The 20,501-nt window shown below is 47.2% G+C and carries 19 protein-coding genes and 1 other annotated feature; all 19 genes read right to left on the bottom strand.

Annotation, left to right across the window (positions count from 1 at the left end; genetic code table 11):
- Window positions 1-19: 19 nt before the first annotated feature.
- The 19 genes from rpmE to sleB all read right to left on the bottom strand — a co-directional run bounded on the left by rpmE (window position 20) and on the right by sleB (window position 20,384).
- Window positions 20-220: a 50S ribosomal protein L31 gene (rpmE, locus tag SPSYN_RS03670; RefSeq protein ID WP_161821146.1), complete on the bottom strand. Its 201-nt coding sequence runs from the start codon at window positions 218-220 to the stop codon at window positions 20-22.
- A gap of 137 nt (window positions 221-357) precedes the next feature.
- Window positions 358-1,599, bottom strand: coding sequence for a radical SAM family protein (locus tag SPSYN_RS03665; RefSeq protein WP_161821145.1), 1,242 nt, complete (start codon window positions 1,597-1,599; stop codon window positions 358-360).
- Window positions 1,600-1,858: 259 nt separating this feature from the next.
- Window positions 1,859-2,761: a M23 family metallopeptidase gene (locus SPSYN_RS03660; RefSeq protein ID WP_161821144.1), complete on the bottom strand. Its 903-nt coding sequence runs from the start codon at window positions 2,759-2,761 to the stop codon at window positions 1,859-1,861.
- A gap of 99 nt (window positions 2,762-2,860) precedes the next feature.
- Window positions 2,861-4,153, bottom strand: coding sequence for a transcription termination factor Rho (rho, locus tag SPSYN_RS03655; protein ID WP_161821143.1), 1,293 nt, complete (start codon window positions 4,151-4,153; stop codon window positions 2,861-2,863).
- Window positions 4,154-4,178: 25 nt separating this feature from the next.
- A complete protein-coding gene (locus SPSYN_RS03650) occupies window positions 4,179-4,652 on the bottom strand; it encodes a DUF2062 domain-containing protein (protein ID WP_161821142.1) in 474 nt (157 codons plus the stop codon).
- Window positions 4,653-4,665: 13 nt separating this feature from the next.
- Window positions 4,666-5,313 (bottom strand): fructose-6-phosphate aldolase, encoded by a 648-nt coding sequence (gene fsa / locus SPSYN_RS03645; RefSeq protein WP_161821414.1) that lies wholly within the window; start codon window positions 5,311-5,313, stop codon window positions 4,666-4,668.
- Window positions 5,314-5,409: 96 nt separating this feature from the next.
- Window positions 5,410-6,264: a class II fructose-1,6-bisphosphate aldolase gene (locus tag SPSYN_RS03640; protein ID WP_161821141.1), complete on the bottom strand. Its 855-nt coding sequence runs from the start codon at window positions 6,262-6,264 to the stop codon at window positions 5,410-5,412.
- Between the two features lie 162 nt (window positions 6,265-6,426).
- Entirely contained in the window at window positions 6,427-7,107 is a 681-nt protein-coding gene (locus SPSYN_RS03635; RefSeq protein WP_161821140.1) for a hypothetical protein, read from the bottom strand.
- 92 nt (window positions 7,108-7,199) lie between these two features.
- On the bottom strand, window positions 7,200-7,589 hold the full coding sequence (locus SPSYN_RS03630) for a response regulator (RefSeq protein WP_161821139.1): 390 nt from the start codon (window positions 7,587-7,589) through the stop codon (window positions 7,200-7,202).
- A 49-nt stretch (window positions 7,590-7,638) separates the two neighbouring features.
- The gene (locus SPSYN_RS03625) at window positions 7,639-8,418 is read right to left on the bottom strand and encodes a Yip1 family protein (protein ID WP_161821138.1); all 780 of its coding nucleotides are present in this window, start codon (window positions 8,416-8,418) and stop codon (window positions 7,639-7,641) included.
- Window positions 8,419-8,485: 67 nt separating this feature from the next.
- Window positions 8,486-9,403, bottom strand: a complete 918-nt coding sequence (gene sppA, locus SPSYN_RS03620; RefSeq protein ID WP_161821137.1) for a signal peptide peptidase SppA — start codon at window positions 9,401-9,403, stop codon at window positions 8,486-8,488.
- Window positions 9,404-9,709: 306 nt separating this feature from the next.
- A complete protein-coding gene (locus SPSYN_RS03615; RefSeq protein ID WP_161821136.1) occupies window positions 9,710-11,317 on the bottom strand; it encodes a CTP synthase in 1,608 nt (535 codons plus the stop codon).
- 93 nt (window positions 11,318-11,410) lie between these two features.
- Window positions 11,411-13,075, bottom strand: coding sequence for an arginine--tRNA ligase (argS, locus tag SPSYN_RS03610; protein ID WP_161821413.1), 1,665 nt, complete (start codon window positions 13,073-13,075; stop codon window positions 11,411-11,413).
- Window positions 13,076-13,490: 415 nt separating this feature from the next.
- Window positions 13,491-14,081, bottom strand: coding sequence for an indolepyruvate oxidoreductase subunit beta (locus SPSYN_RS03605; protein WP_161821135.1), 591 nt, complete (start codon window positions 14,079-14,081; stop codon window positions 13,491-13,493).
- Window positions 14,074-15,831 (bottom strand): indolepyruvate ferredoxin oxidoreductase subunit alpha, encoded by a 1,758-nt coding sequence (gene iorA / locus SPSYN_RS03600; RefSeq protein ID WP_161821134.1) that lies wholly within the window; start codon window positions 15,829-15,831, stop codon window positions 14,074-14,076. Before iorA ends, SPSYN_RS03605 begins: the two co-directional genes overlap by 8 nt.
- A gap of 113 nt (window positions 15,832-15,944) precedes the next feature.
- The gene (locus SPSYN_RS03595) at window positions 15,945-17,174 is read right to left on the bottom strand and encodes an aminotransferase class I/II-fold pyridoxal phosphate-dependent enzyme (protein ID WP_161821133.1); all 1,230 of its coding nucleotides are present in this window, start codon (window positions 17,172-17,174) and stop codon (window positions 15,945-15,947) included.
- Window positions 17,171-17,662, bottom strand: a complete 492-nt coding sequence (locus SPSYN_RS03590; RefSeq protein WP_161821132.1) for an Lrp/AsnC family transcriptional regulator — start codon at window positions 17,660-17,662, stop codon at window positions 17,171-17,173. The genes SPSYN_RS03595 and SPSYN_RS03590 overlap by 4 nt, the downstream gene beginning before the upstream one ends.
- 86 nt (window positions 17,663-17,748) lie before the next feature.
- Window positions 17,749-17,971, bottom strand: a binding site (T-box leader).
- 106 nt (window positions 17,972-18,077) lie between these two features.
- Window positions 18,078-19,445, bottom strand: a complete 1,368-nt coding sequence (ypeB, locus tag SPSYN_RS03585; protein WP_161821131.1) for a germination protein YpeB — start codon at window positions 19,443-19,445, stop codon at window positions 18,078-18,080.
- 207 nt (window positions 19,446-19,652) lie between these two features.
- Window positions 19,653-20,384, bottom strand: coding sequence for a spore cortex-lytic enzyme (gene sleB / locus SPSYN_RS03580; RefSeq protein WP_243152895.1), 732 nt, complete (start codon window positions 20,382-20,384; stop codon window positions 19,653-19,655).
- Window positions 20,385-20,501: the final 117 nt, after the last annotated feature.

Genomic DNA, 20,501 nt, shown 5'->3' with positions numbered 1-20,501 from the left:
CCCGCCCTGCTGATATGACTTATTTCAAGCCGTACTTTTTGCGGAATTTTTCCGCTCGCCCGCCTGTTTCCACAGTCCGCTGAGAACCGGTATAAAACGGGTGACACTTGGAGCAAATTTCCACCTTAATTTCCTTTTTGGTGGAACCGGTGATAAAAGTCTCTCCGCAAACGCAGGTTACTTTTGCTTCTCCATATTGGGGATGAATTTGTTCCTTCATGATGGCTCACCTCTTTCTGGTAGAATATATATGGGCAGATATTGCAGTTAACGAAAGTTTCCTTTTGAGACACTAGATTATTATAGCATAACGATTTTTGTCAAGCAAGAAAATATTACATTGCTACATACCCAGCATTAAATAACCGGCCTGGAAAAGTTGCCCAACTCCAGGCCAGGCATATTGCGCAACGTTGTAATGAGCCGGTCAACTCCGCAAATCTCTCCATCGGCAGGTACCTGGCTGAAAAAATAGTCGGGGTCAATGTTCAAATTGCGCAGCTGTACCTTATTCACACCGTTGTCACCAATAAATTTAATCAGGGCTTCAATTTCAACCTCACGGTCGTTTAATCCAGGCAATACCAGCAGGTTCAGCGACACATACACCCCAAGGGAACGGGCGAGCCGTATAGATTCGGCCACATCGGCCAGGCGGTAATCCCGCGGCCGGTAATATGCATGGTAAACTGTTTCCCGAGCACTAATCAGGCTAACCCGCAGCGAATCAAGCCCGGCCCGGCAAATCTTCTCCACCCCCCGGGTGTAACCCGCGTTGCTGTTCATGTTAATGGTACCACGGCCGGTTTTTTGGCGCACCCCGTCGATTACTTCAGATATAACGTCCGCCGCCAGCGCCGGTTCACCTTCACAGCCCTGGCCAAAACTGATAATACCCTCCGGAGCATAGCGCAGGTGGTGCACAGCTACTTCCATTGCCTCGGAGCAGGTCGGACGGAAGGTCAGCCGGCTCTGGGGAGATGGGCAGCATTCGGCAGGCTGCAGTGATATACAACCCAGACAACGGGCGTTACAGATCGGGGACACGGGCAGTCCACCCTCCCAGCGGCCGTAAAAAACATTTTGCGCAGTATAACAACTGTACTCCAGGGCACAGTGTGCCAGCTGAGCCAATACGCGGTTCCGAGGTGCTTGGGCCAGCCTGTTCCGCACCAACTCTGGCAAAGCTGTTGAATTATATTGTGCGGGGTCCCAGCGGTCCGGGTCGTCGGTGCGAACAGCAGCTACATAAACCCGTCCTTCACGCCAGGCTACGGCCGCATAGCCCAACAAGGGCAGTATTTGGCCCGTCCGGCGCTGGTAACCGGGCAGTAAGGTGCGGGTATATCCTTGAGGTAACAAGGCTCCCACGGCCAGGGCTGCATCACCACAGCCGGGCACTTGTTTCAGCAGTTTGAAGGTTCCCTGTTCATCCATACCCACCGGAGCACTGCCGGGCAACAGCGTCAATGAGGCCCCGGGAGGCAGCTCCAGCATATCTTCATCCATTACTTCCACCAGCCGATCACCGATACGCCCGACAGCTTTCAGCCCGTGATCATACATGCGACCTTGTTTATCAGCATACAATAATTGCATGGTATCTGGCACACCCACTTTTTCAACATTTTCTGTCTTTATTTGTCATGATTAAGTATAAAGCAGTTTGTGGTTTAAATGAAGTTGAAATTATGCCTGACCTTGCGATAGCCGTTATCAAAATATCATTAAAAAACACTTGGTGGTTTTCAACTTACTCACCAAGAAAATTATTGCCTTATAAACAAAAGGGGATTGCCACTAAGGACAACCCCTCTTTTTCTATTTAACTTTTATGAACACGTTAATAGCAACCAATCTATGCATAGGAGCGTTCAAGACAAAGGGCCGGGTCAACAGGGGTGCCGTTGAGCAGCACTTCAAAATGCAGGTGCGGGCCGGTGGAGCGACCGGTACTGCCCACCAGGGCAATACGCTGGCCGGCGGATACCTGTTCACCTTCACTCACCAGTAAACGAGAGTTGTGTGCGTACAAAGTGCGCAGCCCGTTGCCGTGGTCAACGATGACGGTATTGCCATATGTGCCTCGCGGTCCGGCAAATACTACCCGCCCGTCTTTGACAACCTGTACCGGCTGACCCTGGTCAGCCGCAATATCAAGACCTTCGTGCATAGCATTATCGCGCATCCCATATGGGGAACTAATCCAGCCCAACACTGGCCATTCAAATTGGTTCAAGGGCAGCCCGCTGGAAACCTGTCTGTCTCCGCCACCCTGACCGGCCGGGATTAATATCTGCTGGCCGGCCAATATATGGTCAGGGTCACGCAATTCATTCATTTCCACCAGCCTTGTTTCCGAACACCCGAAACGCAATGCAATTCTGCTGAGTGTTTCACCACGCTCTACCCGATAAGGTATCGCTGTGCCAGGAAGTATAATTACCTGGCCTTTAATAATATGATTATCATCGCGCAGGTTATTAATTTCAGCCAGCTGGTTAACATCAATGTCATATTGCAGAGCAATCTCGCTTAATGTATCGCCCTTTTGTACAACATAAGTACGAGGCACAGCCGACGCCTGGATGTTTTGCTGCACAGCTTGTTCGGCCACCAGCGGTGTCTGATAAGGATTATCGGGGCTTAGCAGCTCATCCAGCCTGGCCTGGGCAGGCTGGTTGGAAGCAGCAAGGCAACCGGTTACCAGTAAGGTAGCCAAAACAGCGGTAATTAAAGTTTTCTTTCTTGTTATAAGCATTTTGTAATTAACCTCTCCTACAATATTAGTAAATATTTGCTTCATTTAAAATTATTGCCGGAGAAGCTAATACATATACATCACCGAAGACACTGCTACTTAAAATACGGAGGAGGTGCCGGACCCTGACTTGGCTGGCTTTTGCCCGCGCACATTGCAATAAGCACGGAGCAATTCACTGTTTGATTTGGTTTTTTTAATACGCTCGCTGATGTATTCAAGGGCTTCCATGGGAGAGAGACCTGCGGTGGCTTTACGGAAATACCAGTTCAGCTCCAGTTCATCTTTACTAAAAAGTAAATCTTCCCGACGGGTGCCGGAGCGCTGCACATCAATAGCGGGGAAGATCCGCCGCTCGGCCAGGCGCCGATCCAAAATCAGTTCCATATTACCAGTACCTTTAAATTCTTCAAATATCACATCATCCATGCGGCTGCCCGTTTCCACCAGTGCAGTGGCCAAAATGGTCAGTGAGCCGCCCTCTTCCAAATTACGGGCAGCACCGAAAAATCGCTTCGGCCTGTGTAATGAAGCCGGGTCCACACCGCCGCTCAACGTACGCCCGCTGGGGGGAACCACTAAATTATGCGCCCTGGCCAGGCGGGTAATGCTATCCAACAAGATCAGCACATCACGTCCATGTTCCACCAACCGCTTGGCCCGTTCCAGCACTAAATCAGCTACCCGCACATGATTTTCCGGCGGCTCATCAAAAGTAGAGCTGATTACATCACCGCGCACCGAACGTTCCATATCTGTGACTTCTTCAGGACGTTCATCAATAAGCAGTACAATCAAGTATATCTCTGGGTGGTTAGCAGTAACACTGTTGGCTATCGACTTAAGCAGCACGGTTTTACCCGCCTTGGGCGGCGACACTAATAGCCCGCGCTGGCCTTTGCCTATGGGAGCAATTAAATCAATAATGCGGGTGGATATTTTATCTTTATCGGTTTCCAGGGTAATGCGCTCTTGGGGAAATAGAGGAGTGAGTCCGGCAAAATACAGTCTTTTGGCAGCTTCCTCGGGGTCGGCATTGTTAACCTGTTCAACACGCAATAGCGCTGAATAGCGTTCAGTGTCCTTGGGGCCGCGCACTTGCCCGGCTACCATATCACCGGTGCGTAAGTCAAAGCGCCTGATCTGAGAAGAGGATACATATATATCGTCGTAGCTACGCAAAAAGTGACCGGGCCTCAAAAAACCATAGCCATCAGGAAGTATTTCCAGCACGCCACTGGAATACTGCAGCCCGTTTTTTTCCATCTGCGCCCTGACAATTTCTTCAACCAATTCCTTCTTGCGCAGCCGGGAATACCCGGTCAGTTCAAGATCTTTGGCCAGAGCATATAATTCCGCTAGTGTTTTATTCTCCAATTCACTATTGTTCAAGGGCATCCCACCTAATTAAAATAGTCTAACAGTTCATCTCATTGCGCTTAACACTTTTACGGGAATGCCTTAGCAGCAATAAACGTCGCACGATAAAATATAAAGCCAGCCAAGCCAATAATGCATTCACCGCAGCACCAACTAAAAATGGTACACCTAGTTGCACCAACTGCTCCATCCATGGTCCATGTGTATCCATCACCGCAACGGTTACCGAATCATCGGGCAATGCAAAGTTAAGCAGCAGGTTGCCGGTAGCCACGTTTAAAACATAGAAAAAAGGTACTGCCCACTTAAAGAAAGCAGCCGATAAGGCACCGGCCAAACCATTCCCGCCGAGTAACCGCGCCACCAGAAAGGCTATGGGAATACTGATGATGGGAATCGGCAAAAAATCAAAGGCCAAGCCAAGAGCTGCACCAAGGGCTACCTTTGAGGGCGCATCGGGCAGGTCCATTACCCGGTTGTAATAATCTACGAGGCGCCCTATAATTTTCAATTGAAACTCCTCCTTATTTTTTTGGCACTCTTGCCCAATCAGCTAAAAACTGTTCGATTCCCAAATCGGTCAGGGGATGTTTAAGCATTTGTTGTAAAACTTTATATGGTACAGTGGCAATATGGGCACCAGCCAACGCTGACTGCGTTACATGCAGGGGATGTCTGATGCTGGCGGAAATAATTTGAGTTTTTAAACCGTGCAGTTCATAAATCTTGGCAATTTCTTTGATTAACTCCAGCCCATCATGTCCTATATCGTCCAACCGGCCGACAAAAGGGCTAGCGTAAGTCGCCCCGGCTAAAGCGGCCAGTAGAGCTTGGTTGGCTGAAAAAATCAGAGTTACATTCGTTTTGATGCCTTTTTGGGCCAGCACATTTACAGCTTTCAAACCTTCCGCATTCATAGGAATCTTTACCACTATATTGGGATGAATGGCTGCTAACTCCTCTGCCTCGGCAATCATTGGTCCTGCCTCGGTACTGACTGCTTCAGCACTTACGGGCCCATCAACAATGGCAGTAATTTCCCGGACTACTTCAACAAAGTCCCGGCCTTCACGAGCAATTAATGACGGATTGGTGGTTACACCACTGATTACGCCCAATTCATTTGCTGACTTAATCTCATCTACGTTAGCAGTATCTATGAAAAGTCTTATCTTTGACACCTCCACAATGGTTATCTGACGATTTAAGCGCCTGATGTCATTATAACCCATAGCACTGGCTTTTATTGATGTGCCAATGCGGTGTCATTAAGCTTTACCTGAGCTGCCAAATATTCTAATTTTTTCTCTAATTAATTCCACTGTCGCTTCGCGGGCAGGGCCCAGTATTTTACGCGGATCTATTTCATCGGGTAAATCAGTCATTACTTTCCGACAGCTATCCACAAAAGCTTCCCGGATATTGGTATCGATGTTCACTTTGCATACCCCCAGGCGGATAGCTTCCCGAATGGCTTCATCAGGCACTCCTGAAGAACCATGCAGCACAATGGGGACGTTCACCAGGGAACGTATTTTTTCCAACCGGTCAAAGTCCAACTTGGGCTCACCTTTGTAGCGGCCATGGGCCGTGCCAATGGCTATAGCCAGCGCGTCTACCCCGGTTTCCTGCACAAAAATCCGGGCTTCTTCGGGGTCGGTAAAAAATGCATCGGCATCGCTGACATGGATATCATCCTCGGTGCCGCCGATCTTACCTAACTCGCCCTCGACTGATACTCCCACCGGCCTGGCAGCAGCAATAACTTGCCTGGTTAAAGCGATGTTTTCTTGTAGTGCATGTTTGGAACCGTCAATCATCACTGATGAAAAACCAGATCTGATACAGCGCATTACTTGCTCAAAACTGGTGCCATGATCCAGGTGCAGCGCTACAGGTACACTGATCATCGATGCGGCAACATTAGCCATTGCAGTAATATATTCAATACCGGCATATTGGATTGCCCCCTGGCTGGCTTGCATAATAACCGGCGCTTTTTCTGCCTCAGCGGCAGCAGCAATAGCCTGCACAATCTCCATATTATTGCAGTTAAAAGCGCCCACAGCATAACCTTCTGCCTGTGCCTGGCGCAGTAATGCACTTACCGGAACCAAACTCATACAAGAACCTCCTTATAAGATAAAGATACTTTATTCTCTCTTGCTGATTTTTGATATTTTTAAAATATATAACAACTAGAGTCTAATTATAAAACATTAATTCAGCACGGACAACTACTCTCCATAAAAATATTATACACCCCAAAAGGGGTGTTTATTATTTTATTTATTTTTGCGATTTGGTTTTTTCCTAGTTTTCGTCGTGTTTGATAAGCTATCCAAGCATTCAAATCCGTTTTGAGTCAGTTCAATGGAACCCACTTCTTTGATCACCAGCAAGTCATCATCTGTTTCAGCGTAAATAATATTTACACTGTCACAATCTTTGCAATGCAACTCCAAGCGGTCGGGGAATATATCCACCTCCACATCCTGATTGCCGCACTGACAATATAGTAACCCCTGCTCGGCAATGTCATGCAAGCAGTTAAGCACTTCATACATTATCTCCGAGTTATTGAAATAATCATCGTCCGTATCAAAATCCCCAAGCGCTTCCATCGTTTCTTGCTGAGCAGCTGCCAGCACTTTAACTTCATCATGAGGGCCTATATAGCCTAGCTCAAGGCCGGTCTCATGGCAAAAAAGATAATTTACTTCGTCAGACCAAAGCATTTTGGCACTTAAGGACCTCACATGCTTACTCTCGCAAACCACACAGGGCACCTGAAGCCAATAATTTTGGCGGTCCTTAGTGGTTAGAATGAGTTTAACAAAACCGCATGAACACTTAACCTCGATTCTTTTTTTACCACTAAATTCGAAACGAGATAAATTATAATAATCCAGCTTTCCACATTCAGGGCACCTCATGGCTATTTGTGTATCGGTAACAATAATCATGGCTATCCTCCTGCCCTACGCGTTTACTCATTTATTGGCTATTCGACACAGTAATATATAAACCCTTTTTCTTACCGGTACACCATGGTATACTAGCCGATAACACAATTTGTCGACAAATAGCCCTGTACTAAACAACGTAAATCATCTAAATCAAATGGCTTGTTAATATGCTGAACAGGCTTAGCCCCGGCATCTGTCTCTTGCAACATTTCCAATTCACTATAAGCCGTCATCATTACCACCGGCACATCACTATCCAGTTTTCTGATTTCCCTTAAAGTTTCCAGACCGTTCATCCCAGGCATTTTCACATCTAACAAGATAAGACGATATTTATTTCTGCTCAGTTTTTCCAGAGCATCTAGGCCGTTAGCAGCCTGATCAATTAAATATCCATCATCAATTAAAGCTTCGAAAATTAGCCTGCGTAAACCGGCTTGATCATCAACAATAAGTAAATCATAATTTTGACCAGGCATTATTCTTCCCCCAATCATTGCTTGCTTTAGACATATTTCGCCGATAACGCTAAAAACCCTGCATAACGAAGGAGGATAATGTGGTACCGATAAAAATTAAAGTTATCAACAACAATAATAAAAGTATCAACCAGGGCATTATAACAATCAGCGCAGCACGGCCAGTAGTGATTTGATGTACTTCCCGCAACCCAATAATCAATAATATTACACACCAGACATATAAACCCAAAGTTAGCAACCCCGCGATAAAATTGTACAACCCGCCGGCATTTAACAGGCTGGTGCCTATTTGCAGCGGTATCATAAATACTGCAGGAAAGCCTGCTGCACCATATACCACCCAAACACTTTTCGCCGTACCATTACCACCATAAAGTTCGGCCAGCAAATGCAATAAGCCGGCCATAAAAAACCATTTTATTACACTGAACAAGAAACCAACTACGACCATAAAGGATATCATGGCCTGGTTAACGCTAGTGCCGGCTATTCCTGGCCAACTGTTTATTCTGTCTATATAAACAGGGGTGGTGTAGAGGCTTGTTAATGTCTCAGCCAGGTTAAGCGCCAAGAAAATAATAACAATAGAGACAATGGGTGGTTTTTGGGCGAAGCGGGTAAAAGTCCGTCCCGGTTCAAAAAGAATACCATAAATAATATCTAAAATGCCGCTTTTATCCTGGCCATCATGATTAATATTATCCTTTTGTTCGGTCAGGTATACATTTGCACCTTCTTCATCCAAAGCATCGGAAGTGACTAACGCTTTTGGCAACCCATCCACCGGTATTTGGGCGTCAGTTTTATCTGTTTGTTTACTATCCATTTATTTCCTCCCTTAATACACTAACCACAAATACTTTAGCCTTTGGGGCAAGTACACGCTATTGCGTTCACTCAAACGGTATTTTATGTAAAAGCAACCCGTCCCACTGATTAATAGACAGTTCCCCTGTCGGCATACCGCTAAGCATGCCCCACCAGGGATATTCAGGCGATAAATGAATCACCTCCGGTTCTCCTTTGATACCTGCCAGTCCGGCAGCTAGCTCAATCGCATCATAATAATTACCCAGGTCATCCACCAGGCCATTCTCCAAAGCCTGGCTACCGGTGAAAATACGGCCGTCGGCCACTTCTCGCACCCTGGCCTCAGTCATGCCCCGGCCTTCAGCTACTGTATCGACAAATTGCAGATATATATCATCCACCATTCTCTGAAAAATCTGCTGTTCTTGCTCGGAAACCACCCGGGAAGTTGACCCCATATCCTTATGCGGGCCACTTTTGAAAACCACGGGATCTATCCCTAACTTATCGTAAAGCCCCTGCAAATTTTGCGTTTCCATAATCACACCAATACTACCGGTCATAGTGCCGGGATTGGCTACTATTTTATCACAGCGACAGGCAATCCAATATCCGCCTGATGCGGCCACATCACCCATGGAAGCCACCACTTTTTTACCTTCCTGGCGCAACCGGTCCACTTCCAGAGCTATTTCCTGGGCTCCCGCGACAGAGCCGCCGGGTGTATTAAGCCGCAGCACCACAGCTTTAACCGAAGGGTCTTGGGCAGCTCGTCGCAATTGTTTCATGATGCCTTCAGAACCGGCTACTGTAGAAAATAAACTACTGGAATCAACACCGCTGACAATCGTTCCATTGATTTGAATAACACCCACCACACTCCCAGAACCACTTCTCCCATAATAATCGGTCCCCCTGCCTTTTCCATATAACGCAGCGATTATTATTGAGAGTAGTACAAAGCCAATAATCAGACCGGCTATTATTTTACGTTTGAGCATAGTTCACAATCCTTCCTCCAAGATACTTTAGGTTTATACCAGCAATACAAGGTTAATGCGGGTCAGTACAGTTTAGTAACTGCCGAAATATGTCAAGTATGCCTTATGCGCAAGACCAAATATACTTGTCAAAAAATAACGCTTTACAATATTACGACATTAAAACAAAAAGCTTTGGATATTTCACCAAAGCTTAACTGCAAATAAAATATATGTTTATTGTTTATTATACTGCATCTGGCCATATTGTCCATATCATGTTAGCACGAAATCTGAGACATATGCCTTTTCTCAGGTGATTGCAAGTTATGTATTTTTTAATGCCAGCGTTGCACCGATAAAATCCCTGAACAACGGGTGAGGTTTGTTGGGACGCGATTTAAATTCCGGGTGGAACTGGGTGGCCACAAACCATGTATGTTTGTTTAGTTCTACTATTTCCACCAGGTAGCGATCAGGCAAAGTGCCGCTAATTACCATACCCGCCTCGGCTAAGGCTTCGCGGTATTGGTTGTTTAATTCATAACGGTGCCGGTGTCTTTCGTAAATGATTTCCTCCGCATAAGCCTGGTAAGCCAGGGTGCCCGGCAACAGTCGGCAGGGGTAACGCCCCAGACGCATAGTACCGCCCATTCGGTCTAATTCCTTTTGCTCGGGCAATAAATCAATTACCGGGTATTGAGTTGTAGCGTTAAATTCAGAACTGTTGGCTGTGGACCAGCCCAGTACATTTCTGGAATATTCCACTACCGCCAGCTGCATACCAAGACAAATACCCAAATAAGGGATATTTTTCTCCCTGGCATATTGGATAGCTTTAATCTTGCCTTCAATACCCCGGTCACCAAAACCACCCGGCACCAAAATACCGTCAACATCAGCCAGGAATTTATCTACGGATTGCTCTTCCAGATCCTCAGCGTTTATCCAGCGAATGTCCACCGCGGCCCCGTGAAAAAGGCCTCCATGGCGCAGTGCCTCAGCAACGCTTAAATAGGCGTCATGCAGAGACACATATTTGCCCACCAAGCCAATGGTAGTATGCCGGTGCAAATTTTTCATTTTATCCACCATAGCCTGCCACTCTGTTAAATCAGGCAGGTTAGCGCAGTTAAGGCTCAAACGGCGCACAACCAAATCACCCAGACCCTCGGCTTCCATCATCAAGGGCAATTCGTATATATATTCGGCATCCACTGCCTGCACCACTGCATCCAGGTCGGTATCGCAGAACAAAGCCATTTTTTCCACTGTTTCTCGGGAAAGAGGCTTTTCTGTACGACAGACTAACACATCGGGCTGAATACCAATACTACGCAATTCCTTGACACTATGCTGGGTTGGCTTGGTTTTCAGCTCATCGGCTGCCTTGAGGTAGGGTACCAGGGTGACATGGATGTACATCACATTTTCCCGACCCAGGTCACTCTTCAGCTGGCGAATGGCTTCCAAAAATGGTAATGATTCAATATCACCCACGGTGCCCCCAATTTCCACCAGCACTACATCGGGATTAAGCTCCTGTGCAACCCGGAGTACCCGCTCCTTTATTTCATTAGTTATATGCGGGATTACCTGTATTGTAGCACCAAGATAATCACCCCGGCGTTCCTTGGTAATGACCGACCAGTAAATACCACCGGTAGTTACGTTACTGCTCCTAGTTAAATCCACATCGATAAACCGCTCATAATGACCTAAATCAAGGTCAGTTTCCGCTCCATCTTCAGTTACAAACACTTCTCCATGCTGGTAAGGACTCATGGTACCCGGATCGATATTAATGTATGGATCTAATTTCTGAACGGCCACTTTCAGCCCGCGGCTCTTCAGCAGTCTTCCCAGGGAGGCGGCAGTAATCCCTTTGCCCAAGGACGATACCACTCCCCCGGTAATAAATATGAACTTGGCCATAGGAGCCTCCTGTAGTCTTTTTTTTGACACAAATCCTATATATTTTAAACATGACCCGTCCAAACTGTCAACACTCAATTTTGGACACTGGACTTACATTTTTTCCGGTGCCTTTACCCCCAGCAGGGCCAGCGCGTTGCGCAAAACCACTTTGGTAGCCTCCATCAGCAGCAGACGGGCATCGGTTAAGGTAACATCATCAGTGATAACCCGGTGGATGTTATAAAAACTGTGTAACAATCCGGCCACCTCGTGCACATATCGTGTGAGGCGATGCGGTGCCAGCTGGCGGGCAGCCAGGGCGACCTCTTCAGGGAAATCTGCTAAGCGACGGGCCAGGGCAAGTTCCGCTTCTTCCCGCAGCAGTTCTATATCCACATCTTTCGGGTTGGGCGCTTGCCGGCCTTGCTCTTTCAGCTGGCGGAAAATACTGCAAATGCGAGCATGGGCATATTGTACGTAATAAACCGGGTTATCGTTAGACTGGGTACGGGCTAAATCCAAATCAAAGTCCAGGTGACTATCCGCGCTGCGCATAATAAAGAAGTAGCGGGCAGCGTCTAAGCCTACTTCGTCCACCAGTTCCTCAAGTGTAATAAATTGCCCGGTGCGCTTGGACATGCGAACAATTTCTCCACCTGAAAACAGCCTGACCAGCTGCATCAAAAGCACCTGCAGCGTGTCCGGATCATAGCCCAAAGCCTGTAAAGCGCTCTTCAGCCGAGCCACATGTCCATGATGATCAGCACCCCAAATGTTAATTACCCGGTCAAAACCGCGATTAAATTTGTCCATGTGATAGGCGATATCCGCAGCAAAATAAGTAGGTAACCCGTTGTTACGCACCAGTACTTCGTCTTTTTCTAAGCCCAAGCTGGTGGCTCTAAACCACAGTGCACCCTCATGCTCATAAAGGAAGTCTCGTTCCCGCAAGCGCTGTATAGCCTCGTCAACTTTGCCGGCATCATGCAGTGACTGTTCGGAAAACCACACATCGTATACTACACCAAAGTCAGCCAGGGCTTTCTTTATCCCCTCAATTTTTTCAGCCAGAGCATACTGCGCAAGTGTTTCCAAACGAACACGGCGGTCAACTTTAAGAAGCTTGTCGCCATGTTCCTCTATGTAACGGCGTGCTGTATCAATGATGTCCTGGCCGTGGTAACCGCCTTCGGGCACCTCGCCTTCCAGACCCAGTAGTTCAAAATAACGGGCCTCCACGGAAAGCGCAAAATTTTCTATCTGGTTGCCGGCGTCATTTATGTAATACTCGCGAGTAACCTGCCAGCCCGCAAAAGCTAGTATTGAGGCAATACTGTCCCCCAAGGCGGCTCCCCTGGCATTGCCCATATGCAATAGACCGGTGGGGTTAGCGCTGACAAACTCCACCTGTACCTTTTTGTTCTCCCCCAGCTGCACCCGGCCATAATCAGCCTGGCGATTTACCGCCAGCGGTACTGCCTCCAGCACCCATCGAGGGTCTAAAATAAAATTAATAAAACCAGGACCTGCCACCTCGACTTTTTCCAGCCAGCGGGTGGAGTGGGGCAGGTTTTGGATTAGTACTTCAGCAATTTTTCTTGGTGCCATACGGGCTTGCCTGGGCAATAGCATGGCTAGGTTGGTGGCAAAATCACCGTGCTCCCGCTCCCGGGGAACCTCTACCACAAAGCCGGGCAATTCCACCGGCGGTAATTCCTTCACCTCGACCGCCTTACGCACAGCCTCCACCAAGGCCTTTTCAAGGGCCAGGCGCATTTCTTCTACTACACTAATAACCAATTTATAGCAGCCTCCTTTGGTGCCGGGACAGTCTCTACTAACAGGACCTGTTAATACGGTTGCTAGATCTGTCCTGTTTCAGTAATTATTTATTTTTGTCTTTTTGTATTACGTTTTGACAACATAAATAGTATATCATGTAATGTACCGGCGGAATAACATCAAATCCACTTTATATGATTTAAGGGATTATTTTCGTTTATAGTATAAATGTTGCTTTTAATATATTGTAACCAAATCGTTATAAAAGCTCACTGTTACTACGCTAAGAAATGCTATCGGACGAAATATGGCCAAAGAAAAAAGATGGCAAGCTATGCCATCTTTACAAAACTATAATTTTAATACCCGTCACCATAGCAGGCGGCACTATTCAAATTTAGCCAACTTTTTAACGACCAGCAGTACCAGCAGTGAAGCCGGCTGTAAAGGCTGCGTTATTTACTTCAAGCAAGTTCGGAGGTATGGTGGCAGCAAGGGCATCTTTCCAAATTTTTTCTTCAATGGGGGAGTTTTTAGCAAGGGCTCCCAACAGCACAACATTGGCTGATTTGGCGTTGCCGCAGGCAATAGCCATATCCAGAGCTTGCAGCACCTGCACATTTATTCCCCGCGCTTGTATTTGAGCAATGATATTTTGCGGGTACTCGGCAGCTCCTGCCAGTACGGGCACCGGGGAAATTTGCTGGTTATTTATAATTAATTTGCCACCCGGCTTGAGATAGGACAGCCAGCGCAATGCTTCCAGCTCTTCAAAAGCCAAAATAACATCAGCTTCACCTTCAGAAATGAGCGGTGAATATACCTTTTCACCCAAACGAACCTGTGTGACAACACTACCGCCCCGCTGAGCCATACCGTGAATTTCGGAAACTTTTATATCATAACCAACCGCCTGGGCAGCCGCAGCCAGCACTTTGCTTGCCAGAATAGTACCCTGACCGCCCACACCCACCATAAGAATGTTCACAGGTTTAAGCATCAGCCTGCCCCCTTTGCATTGCTCCGGTTTTACATACCTGCACGCATAAATTACAACCAACACAGGCTTCTGCAGTCACCAACGCTTTTTTATTAATTACCGCAATAGCCGGGCAGCTAAGTTTCAAGCAAGTCTTACAACCAATACATTTTTCTTCATCTACCGTTACAGCTGGCTTAACCTCCCGCTTAAGCAGAGCACAAGGACGCCGGGCAATAATTACAGACGGACCGGGCATAGCAACTTCGGCCTTAATTAATTCCTGCAGACGGGACATATCCAAGGGGTCTACCACTTCCACCCGTTTTAAACCCAGTGACCGGCACAGCATGGTTAGATCCACCTCAGGCGCTTCCTGGCCCATCAGGTTACGGCCGGTTGCTGGGTTATCCTGGTGACCAGTCATAGCGGTAGTACGGTTATCTAAAATAATGATGGTACTGTCGCTGTTGTTATAAACCGCATTGAGCAGCCCGGTAATACCTGAATGCAAAAAAGTGGAGTCACCAATTACCGCCACTGTGCGTCCCTTGAGGCTTGGCACCGCCTTATCAATGCCATGGGCCATACCAATGCTGGCCCCCATGCATACACAGCTATCGATCCCTTCCAAGGGAGGAAGACCACCCAGTGTATAACAGCCAATATCACCGGTCACAGTTAGTTTAAGCTGACGCAGAGTGTAAAACACACCGCGGTGCGGGCAGCCCGCACAAAGTACCGGCGGGCGGGGCGGAGCCTGGGGCAACCCGGCAGCTGGATCTTCCGTGTGCGGCGAAGCGGGCAGGACACCGGCTTTAACAAAACAGCGCCGGAGTAGACCTTGATCATATTCACCGGTTTCCGGGAACAATTCTTTGCCGGTTACTTTAATACCCAACATGCGGATTTGATCTTCCAGGAAAGGCTCCAGCTCTTCTACCACAAATAGAGTTTCCACCTGGGCAGCGAACTTTTTAATCAGCTCAACAGGCAGCGGATTTGTCATGCCAAGTTTAAGCACCGCAGCATCGGGTAACACTTCCCTGACCAGCTGATAGCTGATCCCGCTGGTAATTACACCCACTTTATCACTGCCTGGGACAATATAGTTTACAGGAGTATTTTCACTGTACTCTGTCAGCTTCTTCAATCTTTCCGCCAGGCTGGTCCGGCGTAATTTACCAAAAGCAGGGACCATTAGATTTTTCTTAACATCTTTATTATAAGGTTTAATTTCCCGGGCTACTGGTTCACCCAGTTCAACCATACTCTGGGAATGTGCTACCCGGGTAGTGGTACGCAAGATTACAGGGATATCAAATTGTTCGCTAATGGCCAGACCTAAACCAACCATGTCCTTAGCTTCTTGGCTATCTGACGGCTCCAGCATAGCCACTTTGGCAAATTTAGCGTAATTACGGTTATCCTGTTCATTCTGGGAACTATGCATGCCCGGGTCATCAGCAGAAATCAGCAGCAATCCGCCATTAACTCCAGTATAGGCCACAGTTAACAGTGGATCTGCAGCCACATTAACACCGACGTGCTTCATTGTCACTATCGCCCGGGCTCCAGCCATAGCGGCGCCGATACCTACTTCCAGAGCAACCTTTTCGTTTGGTGCCCACTCGCTGTATATGCCTTCATATCCGGCAAGAGTCTCCAGGATTTCCGTACTGGGTGTCCCCGGATAACCCGCTGCAAGAACGACACCACTTTCAAAGGCTCCCCTGGCAATCGCAACGTTGCCGGAAAGCAATTCCTTCAAAGCTTCAGCCTCCTATATTACCTAGTTTGACAATTTCAATTTAAATGTATTGTTAGTTATTGAGGTTAGTTTCTATGAACTTTGACAAAATTCCTTCTTTAATAAGAAGTTAATTAAGCACTTTGTCCGTTCGCCATTTGTTTGGGCGTTGAAATTATTTTTGGGCGTACGCCGTAGCGGCGCACAAAACGGGACATGCGTCGGAAAGCCTCACTGAGGTCATCCAGGGAAGCAGCATAAGAGACTCTAACAAAACCTTCACCGGATGGACCAAAAGCATTGCCGGGTACTAAAGCGACCTGCTCCTGCTTAAGCAATTCCTCGGCAAACTCTTCACAATTAAGACCGGTACCGGATATCTGGGGAAACGCGTAAAACGCGCCACCAGGCTCATAACAAGGCAACCCCATATCCCGGAAGGCCTGCACCACTAAGTTGCGGCGGCGGTTATAGTTTTCCACCATGTGCCGCATGGCCGGCTGACCGTTTTTTAAGGCCTCCATTGCGGCCATCTGGGCGGTAATGGAGGTACATAGCATGGTATACTGATGTATTTTGGTCATAGCCCCAATAATGTCCGGGTGTCCTGCAGCATAACCCACTCGCCAGCCTGTCATAGCGTAAGCTTTGCTGAAACCATTGAGCAGCACCGTGCGGTCCTGCATACCAGGCAGTGAAGCCATACATGTATGCTGGCCAACATAGGTTAGCCGATCGTATATTTCATCGGAAACAACCATCAGGTCATTTTGCTTTGCCACTTCTGCAATTTTTAGCAATTCCTCTCGGTCCATTATAGCGCCGGTAGGATTGTTGGGATAACATAACAGCAAAACCTTGGTTCGGGGCGTAATCAATGACTGCACCTGTTCCGCTGAAATACGAAAACCATTTTCCATACCCGTGGGTATGAACACCGGCACCCCGCCCGCCAGGGTAGTACAGGGAGCGTAGGAAACATAAGAAGGCTCAGGTATTAACACTTCATCCCCTGGTTCCAGCAGCACCCGCATGGCCAGATCCATCGCTTCGCTGACTCCCACGGTAATTAGTATTTCATCACGTGGATTATATTTGATATTATAGGTACCTTCCACATCAGCAGCGACAGCCTCTCTTAATTCAAGAAGACCCCAATTGGAAGTGTACATGGTGTAGCCTTTTTCCAGCGAGTATATACAAGCTTCGCGGATATGCCAGGGAGTTACAAAATCAGGCTCACCTACTCCCAGGGAAATAACACCCTTCATTTCAGCAACCAAATCAAAAAATCTTCTAATACCTGAGGGCGGGAGATTGCGCACCACAGGGTTTACTTTCTCCGACCAGTTTATTTGCGTCATGGGGAAACCATCAGCCTCCTGTCTTCCTCATTATCCTCTATTATTACCCCGTTTTGTTTATATGTCTTTAGAACAAAATACGAGGCAGTGCTTATCACTCCTTCGATCGTGGCCAGTTTGGTAGATACAAAATGGGCTATTTCCTTCATGCTGCTACCTTCCACAAATATCGCCAAATCATATGTACCACTCATTAAGTGCATACTGCGCACTTCCGGAAACCTGTAGATACGCTCGGCTATGGCATCAAAGCCAACATCACGCTGAGGAGTGATGCGCACCTCAATTAAGGCAATGACTTTTTCCTCACCTATTTTTTCCCAGTTAATCATCGTTTGGTAGTTGAGTATTATCTTGTTATCCTCTAAATCTTTAATAATGCCCCGCACCTCGACCATGTCGATTTTAAGCATGACCGCAATTTCTTCCGGTGTCAATTTGGCATTTTCCCTAAGGAGGTCCAAGATTTGTCTGGTAATATTATCCATATAATCACCCCTTTCCGGTGGGAATCTTCATTATAGCTTATGATAGCTTATGCATAAAAAATTAAAAAACCCCGTCCCATGACAAGACAAGGGACGAGGATTTCTCGCGGTACCACCCTGATTGATCGCAATTAGTAGTGCAATCCTCTCGGGGCCCTTTAACGGGGGCAAAACGGCTCGGCTTACTATACCTTTAATTTCAGCTTGCAGCTCCAGGGTGGCGCGGGTATCTACAACCACCGGGCTCACACCAGTTCCCGGCTCGCTGGGGAAGTATTTAACACCCTTATTCCCCTTCAATGCTTTGTTGTATAAACGTTAGGAGTATTTTAGCATGCACTACTTAGCGTGTCAATAACACGTAGTTTGAAAAATGTGGTTTAAAAACCTACAGAAAATGATGTACCGGTACCCACTACAGGGTAAGTTTACCCTCTGACGTACTTACCAGTCTGAGCACATTTTCTTCCTCACCGGTTATGGCATTGATATACACCAGATAAGTTTCGCCACCTTGAGTTCCCTTGAACTCCCAGGTTAGAATTTCTTTCTCTACGCCCACCGGGATAACAGCTAGCCTGCCCTTCCCCTCTAATTTTAGCCTGTTACTAACCAGCAGGCTGGCATCACGCTCAGTTACCTTTGGCTTGTCCAGGCTGCGCTTATGATGCGACATTAAATAATTCCTGGCATCAAAAGCTACCACTTGCCCATCATCCAAGGCGACAGTTACCTTTATTAAATCCGGGTATATAATGACTCCGTCCTGGATAAGGGCGTAGTTAAATGTAACAGTATTGTCGTTGCGCTGGTAGTAGCTGCTATGCATATTTTGATAGCCATGCTCACGCAAATAAGCTTCCGCTCGGGACTGAGCTTTATCCAGACTCAAGTTGGCACTGGTTACGTTTTTAGGGGTAACCAGCCAGATTAGATGCCCACCTTGGATGGATACGTCTGCCACAGTTGGTTCACCAACCACCCTCTTCCCCTGACGCCTGGCTATCTCTACCCGGTAGGCCTTGATACTGCCTTCCACTTCGCCGGTTACCTGGGCAAGCACATATTTTTCCCCGGGATTGTCATAAAACTGCATGGCTATCGACTTGGCTTTAGCCTCGCTAACCTTTGCACCTGTTACACCACGGGCTCGCCCTTGCTCCATGTTATCTGAAAAGGGACCATCGTAAATAAGGGTGGGATAAGCTTGCATCTGCCGATCCATTGTTTGAAAATTACCAGTAGCTAATTTTTGACCTTCCTTGGCCAACCGGTTTGAGCTTGTAACAGCAAGCTCATATAGATTAAATGATCCATCCGCTATACTATTATGGATTTTGTCTAGCTCCTTGTTTAATTCTGAAGACTGGTTATAGAGCTGGTTCACCGTAGCCCACTGTTCCTGAGTAAGTGTTTTACCCTCGGACACCTGCCTGGCAAGTGTATTTGAGTAATCCCCTAACTGGGTAATGAATTTGGCCGTTCGACCCAGTAAAGCATCACCCACCGGCAACTGGGTCAGGTTATCCAACGCCTGGTTGGATTGCTGCGAAATTTGTTCAAAAAACTGGGCATTTTTTTCCGGCCCTGATAATACCAAACTCTTGCCCAGCAGCACTTCCATAGTTTGCACATGGTCGGCTAAATTATAAAATGCTCGCTGGTAATTATTGTTTATAGCTGTTTGCAACATCAATTTGGAGTTGTGCTCCTGGTAACCCCAGTAACCAAGACCCAGTGCAGCAATAATTAAAACTCCTACGATAGCAAACCATCTTTTCATAGGCCAATTCCTCGTTTCCGAAACCTAGACACATATTTTATTCAGGTTCCCCCCTCGCCGACTAACGAGGGGCAGTTTCACACATCATGAGCCAGGATCTATTTTGTCAACAATTGTCTCGCTCTTTTGAAATCGTGAAACTGATAGAAACAGGTTTTACCCTCCCTCTGTTTTCCTGTTTTTAACATCATTGCACCTTAACTCCAATTAACGGGCAAAAACATGGCGACCAATGCGGGTGATAATATCCCTGCTCCAGATCCAGGGACTCACTTTCTTGGACGGATTCCAAAAGAACGTAGCACCACCCGTAGGATCCATCCCGGCCATAGCCTGACTGGCCGCCTGTAAAGATTCTTTTGTAAGTGGCCGGTTATATTGACCGTTGGTTACAGATTCAAACGCGTGGGGCTGATAAATAACCCCTGCCAGGGTATTGGGGAAAGCAGAACTTTTTACCCTATTCATGATCACGGCGCCTACCGCCAGCTTACCAAAATACGATTCATTAGCAGCTTCACCTTCAATAACCCGGGCCAGCAGTTGCAGATCCCTGGACGTTTGCAGAAACCCCCTGGAAACACTAGGTTCGTTTTGGACCTGGCTTACGGACTGAGTCCGACCGCCCACCATACCCAGAGCTGCCCGCGTATTGGGGCCCACTACGCCATCAACACGTAGACCGTTTTTGCGTTGGAAATCACGCACGGCCTTATATGTAGCGGAACCGTATACACCGTCCGCGAAGCCATGAAAATAGCCCCACTGTTTAAGTTTCTGCTGCAATGTAGTTACCTCACTACCTCTGCTACCCCAATAAAGCGTTCTTTCCTGGGCCTGGACGGCACTACCTGGCGGTAAGATCAGGGCGGTATAAGATATCATAATCAAACTTAACATTACAGCCATTAATTTTCTTGCTATCCAACAAGATGACAAAAACAGCACCCCCTGATTTATTTGCCAATAGTTTACCTAAAAAAACTACATCCTATGTGTAAAAAAATTTTTTATTAAACTAGCAAGGATTGGCAGTATTCGGGCAGAATAATATCG

The organism is Sporotomaculum syntrophicum, from assembly GCF_009932395.1.
Lineage (GTDB): Bacteria > Bacillota > Desulfotomaculia > Desulfotomaculales > Desulfallaceae > Sporotomaculum > Sporotomaculum syntrophicum.
The sequence above is the reverse complement of the archived record's forward strand: the minus strand, read 5'-3'. Positions and strand labels throughout refer to the sequence as shown.